Below are 13,007 nucleotides of genomic sequence, written 5' to 3'. Positions count from 1 at the left end.
GCCACCCGACGAGTCTGACCGATCGGTCAAGGTCTGACCGATCGGTCAGGCATGCTGGACGGCATGGCCCGCCCCATGCCCGAGACCCACGGCGACATCCTGGCCGCCGCGACGCGGCGCTTCGCGGCCACCGGCTACCGGGGCACCTCGCTGCAGGACATCGCCCGCGAGGTGGGCTGTTCCAAGGCGACGGTGCTCTACCACTTCGCCAACAAGGAAGCCCTGCTGGTCGAGCTGATGGCCCGGCCCCTCGAGGTGCTCGCCGAGCTGGACGCCCGGCTCGCAGTCCTCGACGGCGCCGCCGCCCAGTGGGCCGCCGCCGAGGGCTTCGTCGACCTCGCGGTGCGCTTCCGCCGGGAGATCGCGGTACTGCGCGGCGAGTTCCCCGAGCTGCTCACCCAGCCCGCCTTCGCCCACGTCCAGCGGATCTCCGAGCGGCTGCTCGACGCGCTCGCCGGCGACTGCGCCGGCCCCGCCGGCCGGATCGCCGCGTTGGTCGTGCTCGCCGGGGTACCGGAGGCGTGCGCCGAGTTCGTCGACCTACCCGACGAGGAGCTGCGCCCCGCCCTGCTCTCCATCGCCCGTCGGGCGCTCGTCCCGACCGACCCATCCACCCACGAATGAGGACAAGGATCTGATGGCCACCCTGCTGTACCGGCTCGGCCGGGCCTCACTGCGCCGCCGGCGACTCGTCGTCGCCGTCTGGCTCGTCGTACTCGTCGGCCTCGGCTTCGCCGCGGCCACCCTGCGCGGCCCGACGGCCAGCAACTTCACCATGCCCGGCACCGAGTCGCAGAAGGCGCTCGACCTCCTCGCCGACCGGTTCCCGGCGGCCAGCGGCGCCACCGGCACCATCGCGGTGAAGGCCCCGGCCGACGGCCAGCTCGCCACCCCGCAGGGACAGGCCGTGGTCAAGCAGGTCGTGCAGGAGGCCGGCACGCTGCCCGGGGTGGTCGGCGCCCTCGACCCGTTCCAGGTCCAGGCGGTCTCCCCGAACGGCCGGTACGCCCTGGTCCAGGTGCAGTTCGCCAAGGGCGCCGACGAGGTCACCGACGAGCAGCGCGAGGCGTACGAGAAGATCGCCGCGCCGGCCGGCGCGCAGGGCTGGCAGGTCGCGCCCGGCGGTGAGGTGCTCAACTCCGAGCCGGAGGTCGGCTCGACCGAGGCGCTGGGCGTGGCGGTCGCCGCGATCGTCCTGATCGTCACCTTCGGTTCGCTGGTCGCCGCCGGCATGACCATGCTCAACGCGCTGATCGGTGTGGGCGTCGGCATGGCCGGCCTCTTCGCGCTCAGCGGGGCGGTCGAGCTGACCAGCACCGCGCCCATCCTGGCGCTGATGCTCGGCCTGGCGGTCGGTATCGACTACTCGCTCTTCATCACCTCCCGGCACCGGCAGAACCTGCTCGACGGGCTGACCCCGGAGGAGGCGGTCGGCCGCGCCGTCGGCACCGCCGGCTCCGCCGTGGTCTTCGCCGGCGCCACCGTGGTCATCGCGTTGGCCGGCCTCGCCGTGGTGGGCATCCCCTTCCTCACCGTGATGGGTCTGGCCGCCGCCGGCACGGTCACCGTGGCCGTGCTCGTCGCGATCACCCTCGCCCCGGCGCTGCTCGGCTTCGCCGGCCGCAAGGTGCTCCCCCGTAAGCTGCGCGGCCGCGAGGCGGTCGAATCCGACGCCACCGGCTCGGAGGACCGCTCCGGGTTCGGCTTCCGCTGGGCGCACTGGGTGACCCGGCTGCGCATCCCGGTGATCCTGGTCGGCCTGCTCGGCCTCGGGCTGCTCGCGCTCCCCGCCCAGGACATGCGGCTGGCCCTGCCCGACGCCGGCACCGCGCCGGAGGGCACCCCGGCCCGGGTGAGCAACGACCTGATCCGGGAGGGCTTCGGCCCGGGCTTCACCGGCCGGCTCGCGGTGGTGGTCACCGCCGACTCGCCGCAGGCCACCTCGGCCGCCGTGCCGCAGGTCGCCGCCCTGATCCAGCGCACCGAGGGAGTGCTGGCCGTGGCCCCGCCGCAGCTCGACCCCAGCGGCCGGACCGCGCTGCTCGGCGTCATCCCGAAGACCGGGCCGACCGACGCCGCCACCGAGACGCTGGTGCACGACATCCGGGACCACGTCGGCTCGATCGGCAACGCCGAGGTGCTGCTGACCGGCGTCACCGCGATCGGCATCGACGTCTCCGAGAAGCTGTCCGACGCGCTCCCGGTCTACCTGCTGCTGGTGGTCGGGCTGTCGATCCTGCTGCTGATGCTGGTGTTCCGCTCGATCCTGGTGCCGGTCAAGGCGGCGCTGGGCTTCCTGCTCACCGTGGCGGCCACCTTCGGCATCACGGTCGCGGTGTTCCAGCAGGGACACCTTTCCGACCTGGTCGGACTGGACACTCCGGGGCCGCTGATCAGCTTCCTGCCGATCCTGCTCATCGGCATCCTGTTCGGGCTGGCGATGGACTACGAGGTCTTCCTGGTCTCCCGGATGCGGGAGGACTTCGTGCACGGTGACACCGCCCGGCAGGCCACCATCAACGGGATGGGGCATGGCGCCCGGGTGGTCACCGCCGCCGCGCTCATCATGATCTCGGTGTTCGGCGGCTTCGTCTTCCTCGACGACCCGGTGATCAAGTCGATGGGCTTCGCGCTCGCCGTCGGCGTCGCGGTCGACGCCTTCATCGTCCGGATGACCATCGTCCCGGCGGTGATGTCCCTGCTCAACACGAAGGCCTGGTGGCTGCCCCGCTGGCTGGACAAGGTCCTGCCCAACGTGGACATCGAGGGCGAGGGCCTGCGCGCCCACCTCGAGAAGCAGCCGGTCGGCGTCTGATCCGGCGACCGGCCTGGCCGGTCACACGCCGGCCGGGTAGGTCTCCATCTCGCCGAAGGACGTCAGCGTGGGCAGCGGGTGCAGGGCGGTGGTCTCCGCGCACCAGACGAAGGCGTCGTAGCGGTCGGCCAGCCGGGTCGGCACGTAGTTGCCCCAGGACTCGAACGTCGGGTCGTAGACCACCCCGATCGCCCGGTGGTCGACGGTGCGGGTGACCCAGTCAGGCTGGTCGGGGCCGCCGAAGACCAGCACCGCCCGGTCCGGCAGCAGCTCGTGCATCCGCCGCTCCACCGAACCCTCGCGGGCCGGCGGCACCACCATCGCCTCGGCCGGCGAACCCCAGCGCGGGGCGGCGATGACCGTCCCCCGGTAGCTGCCCATCCCGATCAGCGCGACCGCGTCCCGGCCGAGCCGCTCCCGGGCCAGCTGGCCGATGTTGATCATCCCGTCGCCCGCCATGTCGGTGTAGCGGGCGTCGCCCACGTGGGTGTTGTGCGCCCAGACGATCCCCCGCGAGCCCGGGCCGTACCGCTCCAGCAGGCGATCCAGGGTGTCGGTCATGTGGATGTCGCGGACGTTCCACGACTCCGGGCCGCCCTGCACCATCGCCCGGTAGTAGCGTTCCGCGCCGGCCACCACCTCCGCGTTCTGCCAGGCCGAGAAGGCCGCCGGGCCGTCCGAGACGGCGTGCGCCCGGGTACGCGCCAGCAGCCGTACCACCTCCTCCTCACAGCGGGCGGAGACGAACCGGCTGGCCGCGCCGTACTCCTCGACCCGCTTGTCGTACGGCTCGAAGCACCGGTACGCCTCCTGCGCCGCCTCCAGCGACCGCGGGTCCTCCTCGCCGAGGTAGTCGAAGATGGCCTGCATCGACTCCCACAGGCTGTAGACGTCCAGCCCGTGGAAGCCGGCCCGCTCGGACTCGGGGCGGTCGAGGTTCCACGCCTTGAGCCAGCGGCAGAAGCGGTCCACCTCGGCGTTCGCCCACATCCAGGTGGGCCAGCGTTCGAACCGTTCCAGGGCGGTACGCGGATCGGCGGCGCCGCCGGGGGCGCCCACCACCGACCGGTGCACCCGGTCGCAGTCCGGCCAGTCCCCCTCCACCGCCACGAAATCGAAGCCCTGCTCGGCGATGAGCCGCCGGGTGAGCTGCTCGCGCAGCCGGTAGTAGTCGTAGCTGCCGTGGGTGGCCTCACCGATCATCACCACCCGGGCGTCCCGGACGCGCTCCAGAACCGGATCGAAGTCGCTCGGCGCGCCGAGCCGCTGAACCAGCATGTCCGCGGCTACCCGGCGCTCGGACGGGCAAACCGGCCGGGTGTCGGTGTGCCGGCGCGCTGGGCGGGTAGCCGGCCCCCATGACCGTCACCGGGGTGCAGTTCCAGGAGTACCTGGCCGGGCTCGACTACCCGGTCTCCCGCGAGGACCTGGTCCGCTGGGGCCAGGAGAACGGCGCCAGCACCGAGATGCTCCAGATGTTGCGGGCGTTGCCGGCGGAGCAGTTCGACTCCCCCGCCGACCTCAACGAGGCCCTGAGCACGCTGGCCTGAGCCGGGCCCCCACGCAGGGTAGGGACATCGTCCCGCCGGGGGCCGACCCGCCCGGGGCCGTGACCGGTCAGACGTCGACGGTGCGACCCTCGGTGCGGGCGGTCTCGGCGGCCGTCAGGACGGCCACCACGTCCCGGCCGAAGCGCACGTCGCAGCGGTGGTCGCGGGTGCCCGCGTCGACCTCCTCCAGCAGCTGGTCGATGGCGGTGCCGTAGGCGCTGAGCGCGTTCCCGTCCCCCGGCGGCACGGTCTCGGTGCCGTTCTCGCCGAAGAAGACGAAGTCCCGGGTCACCGCCTCGGGCGGCGCGTCCAGGGTGAGCGAGAGCGAGCTGGTGGCGCCGCCGTCGTGGGTGAGCAGCAGGTGGACCAGGCCGCTCGGGCCGTCCATCGCGGCCACCCGGGTGACCGGGCCCAGCACCGGCAGGATCAGCGACAGCGCGTGCGGGCCGATGTCCCAGAGAGCGCCGTGCTTCTTCCGCCACTGCGACTCGCCGTACGGGTTGCCCGGCTGGTAGATCGAGGCGAACATCGTCGCCCGGGCGTGCTGCCAGCCGCCGGCCGCGGCGGTGGCGGCGAGGAATCCGGTGATGTTGGGGTGGTAGCGCTGGGTGAAGAAGACCACCGAGGCCACCCCGGCCCCCTGCGCGGCGGCGACCACCCGGTCGGCGTCGGCGAGCTCGAGCGCCAGCGGCTTGTCCAGCAGCAGGTGCCGGCCGGCGGTGGCGGCCCGGACGGCGATGCCGGCCTGCACGTCCGGCGGGAGCGCGACGGCCACCGCGTCACACGCGTCCAGCAGCGCGTCGACGTCGTCGAAGACGGGCACGCCGTGCCGCTCGGCCAGCGCCGCCGCCCGCTCCGGGTTACGCCCCCAGACGCCGGCCAGCGTGGCGCGCGGGTGCGCGTCGATCGCGGCGGCGTGCGTCTCCGCCGCCCAGTGACCAGTGCCGAACAAGCCGAACCGCAGCACGGATACCCCCGGTGTCGTCGTCGGTCACGGCAACGCCGCGACCGTGATCCACGCTAGCCCGCCGGCCGTCCGTACGCAGGCAACGGGTCCGATGCGCCGCGACGAAGCGCGGCGGGACCGGCCGGGCACCGCGACGCGCGGACCGGGGCGACCGCGAGTACTACGACGGTTAGTAGGCTGTGCCGGTGACCGACACTCCGCTCGGATGCCCCCGATGACCAGCGCGGCCGCGGCCGGCTCGCCGGTGGACGGCCTCCTCCCGGCGGCGGCGATCGTGCTGTCGCTCGTACTCGCGCTCTGGGCCCTGGTGGCCGCGGTGCGCCACCGGCCGCCGGACCGGGCCCAGTTCCTCGGCCTGGCCGTGTTGGAGGTCGCGCTGCTCGCGCTGGCCGTGGTGGCGCTGGTCGCCATCGGCGGCGGGGACCAGCCGGGCGAGCCCGGCGCCTTCTTCGGCTACCTGGTGACCCTGGTCTGCCTGCCGCCGCTGGCGTGGGTGCTGGCGAGGATGGAGCCCACCCGCTGGGGATCGGCGATCGTCTGCGCGATCTGCCTGGTCACCCCGGTGGTCGTGGTGCGGTTGCAGCAGACCTGGGAGGCCCTCGGTGGCTGAGACCCGGGCGCCGGAGCGCGCCACGAACAAGGGGCCGGGGCGGCTGCTGATCGCGGTCTACATCCTGTTCGCGATCGCCGCCACCTCCCGCGCCGGGCTGCAGATCGCCACGAAGTTCGACGAGGCGCCGGTGGCGTACCTGCTCTCCGCGCTGGCCGCGGTGATCTACATCGTGGCCGCGGTCGGGCTGGCCCGGGCCGGGCACACCGGCCGCCGGGTGGCGCTGGTCTGCTGTTCCGTCGAGCTGGTCGGGGTCGTCGGGGTCGGCATCCTCAGCCTGGCCGACCGGGAGCTGTTCCCCGACGAGACGGTCTGGTCCGGCTTCGGCAGCGGCTACGGCTACATCCCGCTGGTCCTCCCGGTGCTCGGCCTCCTCTGGCTCTGGCGCACCCGCCACACCACCACCTGACCCTCCCCGCTCCGGGGGCCACTCCTTCACGGAAAGCGCGGCCATGGAGCGCGGAATGGCCGCTCCTTCCGTGAAAGAGCGGCCATTCCTGGTGCGGGGCGGTCAGTCCTTGGGGCCGCCGGCCACGTAGATGACCTGGCCGGAGACGAACGAGGCGCCCTCGCTGGCCAGGAACGAGATGGTGTGCGCGACGTCCTCCGGGCGGCCGGGGCGGCGGACCGGAATCTCGGCCGCGGCGTGCTTCTGCAGGTCGTCGAAGTCGACCTTCATCCGGGCGGCGGTCGCGGCGGTCATGTCGGTGACGATGAAGCCCGGCGCGACCGCGTTGACGGTCACGCCGAACGGGCCCAGCTCGATGGCGAGGGTCTTGGTGAAGCCCTGCATGCCGGCCTTGGCGGCCGAGTAGTTCGCCTGGCCCCGGTTGCCCAGCGCCGAGGTGCTGGAGAGGTTGACGATCCGGCCCCACTTCCGCTCGACCATGTGCTTCTGGGCGGCCTGGCTGAACAGGAACGCGCCCCGCAGGTGCACGCCCATGACCATGTCCCAGTCGGCGTCGGTCATCTTGAACAGCAGGTTGTCGCGGAGCACGCCGGCGTTGTTGACCAGCACCGTCGGCCCGCCCAACTCGGTGGCGACCCGCTCGACGGCGGCCTCCACCTGGGCCCGGTCGGACACGTCGGCGCCGACACCGAGGGCCCGCCCGCCCGCGGCGGCGATCGCGTCCACGGTCTCCTTGGTCGCCGACTCCTCGATGTCGACCACGGCGACGGCCATGCCGTCGGCGGCCAGCCGCCGTGCGGTGGCCGCCCCGATGCCGCGCGCGGCACCGGTCACGATGGCGACCCGCTGCTCCTCCGACATGATTACCTCCCGGTAACTTGTGGCTCGATCGAAGGAGCTTAACCCAGGGGTACGCGGACCGGCCCGCCGCCGACGAGCGGCGACGGGCCGGTGCGGCGGGTGGTCAGGACGACCAGCTGCGGCAGAGCCGGATCCAGCGGTAGCCGTGCCCGGCGAGCTTCAGCCGGTCCAGCTTGCCGACCTCGTCGTAGCCCCGGTCGGAGAGGACGTCTATCGGCAGGTCGGCCTCCGGCTGCAGGGTGCTCAGGTCGACCTCGACGTCCTCGGTGCCGAGGTTGTGCAGGAAGACCATCGTCCCGGTGGGACCGTCGGCCCGGTGCGCGAGCACGCCGGCCGGCATCGGCACGTCGATGTGGGTGGTGGCCCCGGAACCGACCTCCGGCGCCTCCCGCAGCGTCCGGATCATCCGCTCGAACCAGCCGAGCAGGGACCGGGGGTCCTTGCGCTGGGCGGTCACGTTGACCGTCTCGTACCCGTACTCGCCGGTGTCGATCACCGGTCGTACCAGCTTCTCCGGTTCCGCCGTGGAGAAGCCGCCGTTGGTCTGGAACGACCACTGCATCGGGGTACGGATCGCGTCGCGCCCCTTCAGCGCCAGGTTCTCGCCCATGCCGATCTCCTCGCCGTAGCGCAGCACCGGCGTGCCGCGCAGCGAGAACTGGAGGGCGTACGCCAGCTCGACGTGCCGCCGGTCGTTGCCGAGCATCGGGGCGAGCCGGCGCCGGATGCCCCGGCCGTAGAGCTGCATCTCCTCGTCCGGGCCGAACTTCGCCAGCACGTCGTTGCGCTGGTCGGCGGTGAGCCGGGACAGGTCGATCTCGTCGTGGTTGCGCAGGAAGGTCGCCCACTGGCCGCCGGTGGGCAGCTTCGGGGTGTCGCGCAGCGCGTCGATGATGGCCTCCGGGTCCTCCCGGGCGAGGGCGAGCATCAGTCGGCCGTTGAGCATGAAGTCGAAGAGCATGTGGATCCGGTTGCCCGACCCGCTCCCGTCGCCGAAGTAGACCGGGAGCTGGTCCGGTTCGACGTTCGCCTCGGCCAGCAGGACGGCGTCGCCGCGGCGCCACTGCACGTGCTGGCGCAGCTCGGTGATGAAGTCGAAGTCCTTGGGCGAGTTGGGGTTGCCCGGCTCGGTCTGCTCGATGATGAACGGCACCGCGTCCATCCGGAAGCCGGAGACCCCGAGCTGGAGCCAGAACGAGGTGATCTTCTTGATCTCCTCGCGCACCTTCGGGTTGCTGATGTTCAGGTCCGGCTGGAACTTGTAGAAGCGGTGGTAGTACCAGGCCTTGGCGGTCCGGTCGTAGCTCCACGTCTCGTGCTGCTCGCCGGGGAAGACCATGCCCTGGTACCGGTCGTCCGGCTCCTGGTCGGCCCAGACGTACCAGTCCCGGTACGGCGAGTCGGGAGAGGAACGGGCGGACTGGAACCACGGGTGCTGGTCGGAGGTGTGGTTGACCACCAGGTCGATGATCACCCGGATGCCCCGGTTCTGCGCCTGGTGCAGCAGTTCGGCGAAGTCACCGAGGGTCCCGAGTCGCGGGTCGACGTTGTAGAAGTCGGTCGCGTCGTACCCGTCGTCCTGGTTCGGCGACGGGTGGATCGGGTTGAGCCACAGGCAGGTCACCCCCAGCCGGGCCAGATAGTCCAGCCGGCCGATCAGGCCACGGAGGTCACCGACCCCGTCGCCGTCGGAGTCCGCGTACGTGTCGACGTCGAGGCAGTAGACGACCGCCTCGGAATACCACCTGTCACCCATGCCGGGTTTATGTCTCCGATCGGCTCCCTCGGCAAACGCCCGGGCGGCAGGCACCCCGGAATGGTCGGGGACCGGCGGTACGGTGCGGGCATGAGCGGGGACGGCACGATGCGCGACGTGGGCTGGGACGCCGGCGACTGGCTGAACGAACCGGTCCGGGTGGCGCGGAGCGCCGACGGCGGGCTGCTGGTGGAGCCGGGAGCGGAGAGCGACTTCTGGCGGCACACCAGCTACGGCTTCGTGCACGACGACGGGCCGGCCCTGCTCGCCCCGCTGCCCGACGGCAGCGCCGTCGAGGTGTCCTTCCGGCTGGACTACACCGAGCGGTTCGACCAGGCCGGGGTGCTGGTCCGGGTGGACGAGCGGAACTGGGTCAAGGCCGGGGTGGAGGTCAGCGACGGCCAACCGCAGCTCGGTGCGGTGGTGACCCGGGAGGTCTCCGACTGGTCGGTGGCCCCGGTGCCGGAGTGGGCCGGGCGGGAGGTGACCATCCGGGCCAGCCGGGACGGCGACGCGCTGACCGTCCGGGCCCGGGTGGACGGCGAGCCGTGGCGGTTGGTCCGGCTGGCGCCGCTCGCGCCGGGGGCCGACGCGCTCGCCGGGCCGTTCTGCTGCTCGCCGACCCGGGGCGGGCTGACCGTCCGGTTCACCGGCTGGCGGCGGGGCCCGGCCGACGAGGCGCTGCACCCGGAGGACTGACCGCCGGGCCGGGCCGGTCGCCCGGTCCCGGGGGTGTGCCTGCGCGGCCAGGCTGAGCGGCAGGTCAGTGGGGCGGGTCACGGCAGGTGTGAGGGCCAGTGTCGCGGGTACCACCGTCTGATCCCCGGCAGCTCTCGGAAGGACGCCCATGGCTCTCGCCCAGAACGTCGACCCGAACCAGTTCAGCGGGCTGACCGGGTGGGTGGCGAGCATCATCGACTCGCTCGGCGCGGTCGGCGTGGCCTTCCTGGTGGCGCTGGAGAGCGTCATCCCGCCGATCCCCAGCGAGATCGTGCTGGCGCTGGCCGGCTACCTGTCGTCGCAGGGTCGGTTCAACGTCGCGCTGATCGTGCTCGCCGCGACGATCGGGTCGCTGGTCGGCGCGCTGCTGCTCTACTGGCTCGGCGCGGCGCTGGGCGAGGAGCGGCTCAAGCGCTGGCTGGACCACGTCCCGCTGGTCGACCGGAGTGACCTGGAGAAGGCGGACCGCTGGTTCGAGCGGCACGGCCGGTGGGCGGTGCTGATCGGGCGGGTGGTCCCGGTGGTGCGGAGCCTGGTCTCGGTGCCGGCCGGCGCGAACCGGATGCCGCTGGGCGAGTTCCTGCTCCTCACCACGCTGGGCAGCGGGGTGTGGAACACCCTGATCGTCGGTGCCGGCTACGCGCTGGGCTCCCGCTGGCAGCAGGTGGAGCAGTACAGCAGCTGGTTCAACTACGCGATCTTCGCGATCTTCGGCATCATGATCGCCACCTGGGTGGTCAAGAAGGTCCGCAGGCGGCGGGCGCGGCGCGACCGCCAGTCGGTGACCGCCGGGCGCTGACCGCCCAGGAGCAGTTCGACCACTGCCCCGAAACGCCGAAGAGGCCCGCGTCGGCGACGCGGGCCTCTCCTCGTCGGGCGTCAGCGCCGGAAGGTGAACCAGTTGACGTTGACGAAGTCCGCCCCCTGGCCGCTGGTGAAGGTCAGGTAGACGGTGTGCCGCCCGGTCACCGCGGCGGTGTTGCCCGGCACCGAGCGCCAGCTCTGCCAGCCGCCGGTGTTGGCGATCGCGAAGCTGCCGATCGGGGCGCTGGTCGGGCTGTCCAGCCGGACCTCGACCAGCCCGCTCACCCCGCCCGGCGCGCCGGAGGCGACCCGGGCCACGAAGTCCCGCGGCCCGGTGGTGCCGAAGTCCACGTTGTCGTACCGGGCCCAGTCACCGTTGCGCAGCGCGCCGAGGTTCTGCCCGCCCTCGGTGCACGCCTCGACGATCACCCCGTTCTGCGCGCTGAACGCCTCAGCCTGGATGGTCCCGTACGCGTCGACCCCGCCGGACGGCGGCGGGGTGGTCGTGGTCGGGCTCGGCGACGGGCTGGAGGTCGACCCCTTGCGGTAGACGGCCACGTAGTCGACCAGCATCGGCCGGCCGGAGACGGTCGAACCGGTCGGCGTGGTGTAGCCGGCCACCCCGTTCGGGAACGACCCGCCCATCGCCACGTTGAGCAGCAGGAAGTAGCCGCCGTGGTTGGTCATCTGCCCCCAGTACGGGTCACCGACCTGGGTCTGGCTGACGGTGTGGAAGAGCTGCCCGTCGACGTACCAGCGCAGCTGCTGGGGGGTGACCGAGGCGTCCCACTCGGTGCGGTAGGTGTGGAACGCGGACTGGCAGCTGCTGCCCGGGCAGGCCCGGGTGTTGCCGAGGCCGTTGAACTCGTTGCACGGCCCGCCCGGGGCGTACCCGCAGTGCAGCGTGCCCCAGACCTGGTTGAGCCCGTTGACGTTCTCCATCACGTCGATCTCGCCGATGCCCGGCCAGTTCTGGTAGTTGCCCCGGTAGGGCGAGCCGAGCGACCAGAACGCGGGCCAGTAGCCGGCCGCCTCGGCGCCGGTGACGTTGGGCATCTGGATCCGGCCCTCGATCGCCAGGACTCCCCCGGCGGGCGGCTTGAAGTCGGCGCGGACCGTCTCGATCCGGGCCGAGGTCCACCGGCCGGCGGGGTCCTTCAGCGGGGTGATCCGCAGGTTGCCGGCACCGTCCTGGCTGAGGTTGGCGGTGCTGGAGGTGTACGTCTGGATCTCGCCGGTGCCCCAGTTGGCCGGGCCGCCGGGGTAGCTGGTGCCGGTGTCGATGATCCAGTTGGTCGAGGACGGCAGGGTGCCGGCCCCGCCGGTGAAGTCGTCGCTCCACATCAGGTTCCAGCCCGACGGCGGTGGCGGGACGGCGGCCTGGGCGGTCAGCTGGACGCCGGCCAGGATGGTGGTGGTGGCGAGGCCGAGGGCGAGCAGGAGCCGGCGGCGCCGGCGCGGGGTGGCGGGGGCGGCCGGGGCCGCCGGGACAGCGTTCATCGGGGTGCCTCTCTGGGGGGACGGGGAGAGAGCGCTCTCTGAGAGCGCTTTCTACGCCGCCGCGATCCCCTTGTCAACGGGCGTCGATGTCTGCCGGCTGCGGCCGGCGCAACACCACCTGCTCGCCGGCGGTCCACGCCGTGGTGGTCACCAGGTAGAGCACGGCGGCCAGCGGCACCACCAGCGCCACCAGCACCGTCGTGTACGGCAGCAGCGGGATCAGCCGGCCCAGCACCGCCGCCCCGGGCCCCTCGGTCGGGGCGCCGGCCACCGTGCCGGTCGCCGCCGCCGCCCGCTTCGCCCGCCGGGAGGAGAACCAGGCCAGCACGAGCAGCAGCCCGAGCAGCAGCCCGAAGACGGCCACCACCGACGGCGACAGCCCGTCGCCCAGGTGCCAGCCGAGCGGCACCCCGCCAAGCTTGTCGTCCAGCAGCCCGGCGCCGCCGTCGTCGGTGGCGAAGAGGCGGTACATGACCAGGAAGAACGGCGCCTGGAGCAGAGCCGGCAGGCAGCCGGCGACCGGCGACGCCCCGGCCCGTCGGTAGAGCGCGAAGAGCTCCGACTGGAGCTTCGCCGGATCGTCCGCGTGCCGCTGCTGGAGCTGACGGACCTCCGGGGTGAGCGCCGCGCGGCGCCGCTCCCCGCGGACCTGCGCGAGGGTCAACGGGGAGATCAGCAGGCGGACGGCGATGGTGAACAGCACGATGGCGGCGGCGGTGGCCGCCCCGCCGGTGAGCGGCGCGAGCACGCCGGAGAGCCAACTGACGGCGGCGCCGGCCGCGGCCGCCGCGTCGTGCACGGGTGAGAAGGCGAGCATGGGTGAACCCCTCGGTCCGATTCCGGATGTCCCGTCGGGACGGATGACGGCGGAACCGGCCGGACGGCGGCGCGCGGGGTCAGCCCGCGACCGGACGCCACCCGACCGGCGGGCGGCCACCCGGTGCCCGCGGGCGGGGCCGGCCCGCCGCGCCCGGATCGACCTGCCGGGGCACCCGGCGGCCCCGGGCCCGGGCCC

Annotated in this window: 14 protein-coding genes; 7 read left to right on the top strand and 7 right to left on the bottom strand. The window is 72.9% G+C overall.

What is annotated here, in order from left to right; translation table 11 throughout:
- Nucleotides 1–63: 63 nt before the first annotated feature.
- Both V6U81_RS18070 and V6U81_RS18065 read left to right on the top strand, forming a co-directional pair.
- Nucleotides 64–624 carry a TetR/AcrR family transcriptional regulator gene (locus tag V6U81_RS18070; protein WP_334490844.1) on the top strand — a complete coding sequence of 187 codons (561 nt, stop codon included), beginning with the start codon at nt 64–66 and terminating at the stop codon, nt 622–624.
- A gap of 13 nt (nt 625–637) precedes the next feature.
- Nucleotides 638–2,815 (top strand): MMPL family transporter, encoded by a 2,178-nt coding sequence (locus V6U81_RS18065; protein ID WP_334490841.1) that lies wholly within the window; start codon nt 638–640, stop codon nt 2,813–2,815.
- A gap of 21 nt (nt 2,816–2,836) precedes the next feature.
- Here V6U81_RS18065 and V6U81_RS18060 read toward each other — a convergent pair whose 3' ends face one another.
- Nucleotides 2,837–4,093 carry an erythromycin esterase family protein gene (locus tag V6U81_RS18060; protein WP_334490839.1) on the bottom strand — a complete coding sequence of 419 codons (1,257 nt, stop codon included), beginning with the start codon at nt 4,091–4,093 and terminating at the stop codon, nt 2,837–2,839.
- 80 nt (nt 4,094–4,173) lie between these two features.
- Between V6U81_RS18060 and V6U81_RS18055 the strand changes: the two genes are divergently transcribed.
- Nucleotides 4,174–4,365, top strand: coding sequence for a DUF2795 domain-containing protein (locus tag V6U81_RS18055; RefSeq protein WP_334490837.1), 192 nt, complete (start codon nt 4,174–4,176; stop codon nt 4,363–4,365).
- Between the two features lie 67 nt (nt 4,366–4,432).
- Here V6U81_RS18055 and V6U81_RS18050 read toward each other — a convergent pair whose 3' ends face one another.
- Nucleotides 4,433–5,332 carry a Gfo/Idh/MocA family protein gene (locus V6U81_RS18050; RefSeq protein WP_334490834.1) on the bottom strand — a complete coding sequence of 300 codons (900 nt, stop codon included), beginning with the start codon at nt 5,330–5,332 and terminating at the stop codon, nt 4,433–4,435.
- Nucleotides 5,333–5,546: 214 nt separating this feature from the next.
- Here V6U81_RS18050 and V6U81_RS18045 point away from each other — a divergent pair, with 214 nt between their 5' ends.
- The gene (locus V6U81_RS18045; RefSeq protein WP_334490832.1) at nt 5,547–5,942 is read left to right on the top strand and encodes a hypothetical protein; all 396 of its coding nucleotides are present in this window, start codon (nt 5,547–5,549) and stop codon (nt 5,940–5,942) included.
- Entirely contained in the window at nt 5,935–6,351 is a 417-nt protein-coding gene (locus V6U81_RS18040; protein WP_334490831.1) for a hypothetical protein, read from the top strand. Before V6U81_RS18045 ends, V6U81_RS18040 begins: the two co-directional genes overlap by 8 nt.
- 102 nt (nt 6,352–6,453) lie before the next feature.
- On the opposite strand, the gene fabG is transcribed toward V6U81_RS18040, so the two are convergent.
- Nucleotides 6,454–7,212 carry a 3-oxoacyl-ACP reductase FabG gene (fabG, locus tag V6U81_RS18035; RefSeq protein ID WP_334490829.1) on the bottom strand — a complete coding sequence of 253 codons (759 nt, stop codon included), beginning with the start codon at nt 7,210–7,212 and terminating at the stop codon, nt 6,454–6,456.
- 103 nt (nt 7,213–7,315) lie between these two features.
- A complete protein-coding gene (locus V6U81_RS18030; RefSeq protein ID WP_334490827.1) occupies nt 7,316–8,968 on the bottom strand; it encodes an alpha-amylase family protein in 1,653 nt (550 codons plus the stop codon).
- Nucleotides 8,969–9,058: 90 nt separating this feature from the next.
- On the opposite strand from V6U81_RS18030, the gene V6U81_RS18025 reads away from it, so the two are divergent.
- Both V6U81_RS18025 and V6U81_RS18020 read left to right on the top strand, forming a co-directional pair.
- On the top strand, nt 9,059–9,667 hold the full coding sequence (locus V6U81_RS18025) for a DUF1349 domain-containing protein (RefSeq protein ID WP_334490825.1): 609 nt from the start codon (nt 9,059–9,061) through the stop codon (nt 9,665–9,667).
- A 148-nt stretch (nt 9,668–9,815) separates the two neighbouring features.
- Nucleotides 9,816–10,487: a DedA family protein gene (locus tag V6U81_RS18020; protein WP_334490824.1), complete on the top strand. Its 672-nt coding sequence runs from the start codon at nt 9,816–9,818 to the stop codon at nt 10,485–10,487.
- A gap of 80 nt (nt 10,488–10,567) precedes the next feature.
- Here the strand turns inward: V6U81_RS18020 and V6U81_RS18015 are convergent, their stop codons facing one another.
- The 3 genes from V6U81_RS18015 to V6U81_RS18005 all read right to left on the bottom strand — a co-directional run.
- Entirely contained in the window at nt 10,568–11,992 is a 1,425-nt protein-coding gene (locus V6U81_RS18015; protein ID WP_334490823.1) for a carbohydrate-binding protein, read from the bottom strand.
- A gap of 73 nt (nt 11,993–12,065) precedes the next feature.
- Nucleotides 12,066–12,809 carry a YidC/Oxa1 family membrane protein insertase gene (locus V6U81_RS18010; RefSeq protein ID WP_334490822.1) on the bottom strand — a complete coding sequence of 248 codons (744 nt, stop codon included), beginning with the start codon at nt 12,807–12,809 and terminating at the stop codon, nt 12,066–12,068.
- Between the two features lie 79 nt (nt 12,810–12,888).
- Nucleotides 12,889–13,007, bottom strand: a 119-nt coding sequence (locus tag V6U81_RS18005; protein WP_334490911.1) for a DUF6412 domain-containing protein, incomplete at its 5' end; no start/stop codon positions are given.

Origin of the sequence: Micromonospora lacuserhaii (assembly GCF_036902735.1) — a bacterium.
GTDB lineage: Bacteria > Actinomycetota > Actinomycetes > Mycobacteriales > Micromonosporaceae > Micromonospora.
The sequence above is the reverse complement of the archived record's forward strand: the minus strand, read 5'-3'. Positions and strand labels throughout refer to the sequence as shown.

Coding starts and splice junctions, on each gene's coding strand:
- V6U81_RS18070 (WP_334490844.1), top strand. CDS start 64: ATGGCCCGCCCCATGCCCGAGACCCACGGCGACATCCTGGCCGCCGCG.
- V6U81_RS18065 (WP_334490841.1), top strand. CDS start 638: ATGGCCACCCTGCTGTACCGGCTCGGCCGGGCCTCACTGCGCCGCCGG.
- V6U81_RS18060 (WP_334490839.1), bottom strand. CDS start 4,093: ATGCTGGTTCAGCGGCTCGGCGCGCCGAGCGACTTCGATCCGGTTCTG.
- V6U81_RS18055 (WP_334490837.1), top strand. CDS start 4,174: ATGACCGTCACCGGGGTGCAGTTCCAGGAGTACCTGGCCGGGCTCGAC.
- V6U81_RS18045 (WP_334490832.1), top strand. CDS start 5,547: ATGACCAGCGCGGCCGCGGCCGGCTCGCCGGTGGACGGCCTCCTCCCG.
- fabG (WP_334490829.1), bottom strand. CDS start 7,212: ATGTCGGAGGAGCAGCGGGTCGCCATCGTGACCGGTGCCGCGCGCGGC.
- V6U81_RS18030 (WP_334490827.1), bottom strand. CDS start 8,968: ATGGGTGACAGGTGGTATTCCGAGGCGGTCGTCTACTGCCTCGACGTC.
- V6U81_RS18025 (WP_334490825.1), top strand. CDS start 9,059: ATGAGCGGGGACGGCACGATGCGCGACGTGGGCTGGGACGCCGGCGAC.
- V6U81_RS18020 (WP_334490824.1), top strand. CDS start 9,816: ATGGCTCTCGCCCAGAACGTCGACCCGAACCAGTTCAGCGGGCTGACC.
- V6U81_RS18015 (WP_334490823.1), bottom strand. CDS start 11,992: ATGAACGCTGTCCCGGCGGCCCCGGCCGCCCCCGCCACCCCGCGCCGG.
- V6U81_RS18010 (WP_334490822.1), bottom strand. CDS start 12,809: ATGCTCGCCTTCTCACCCGTGCACGACGCGGCGGCCGCGGCCGGCGCC.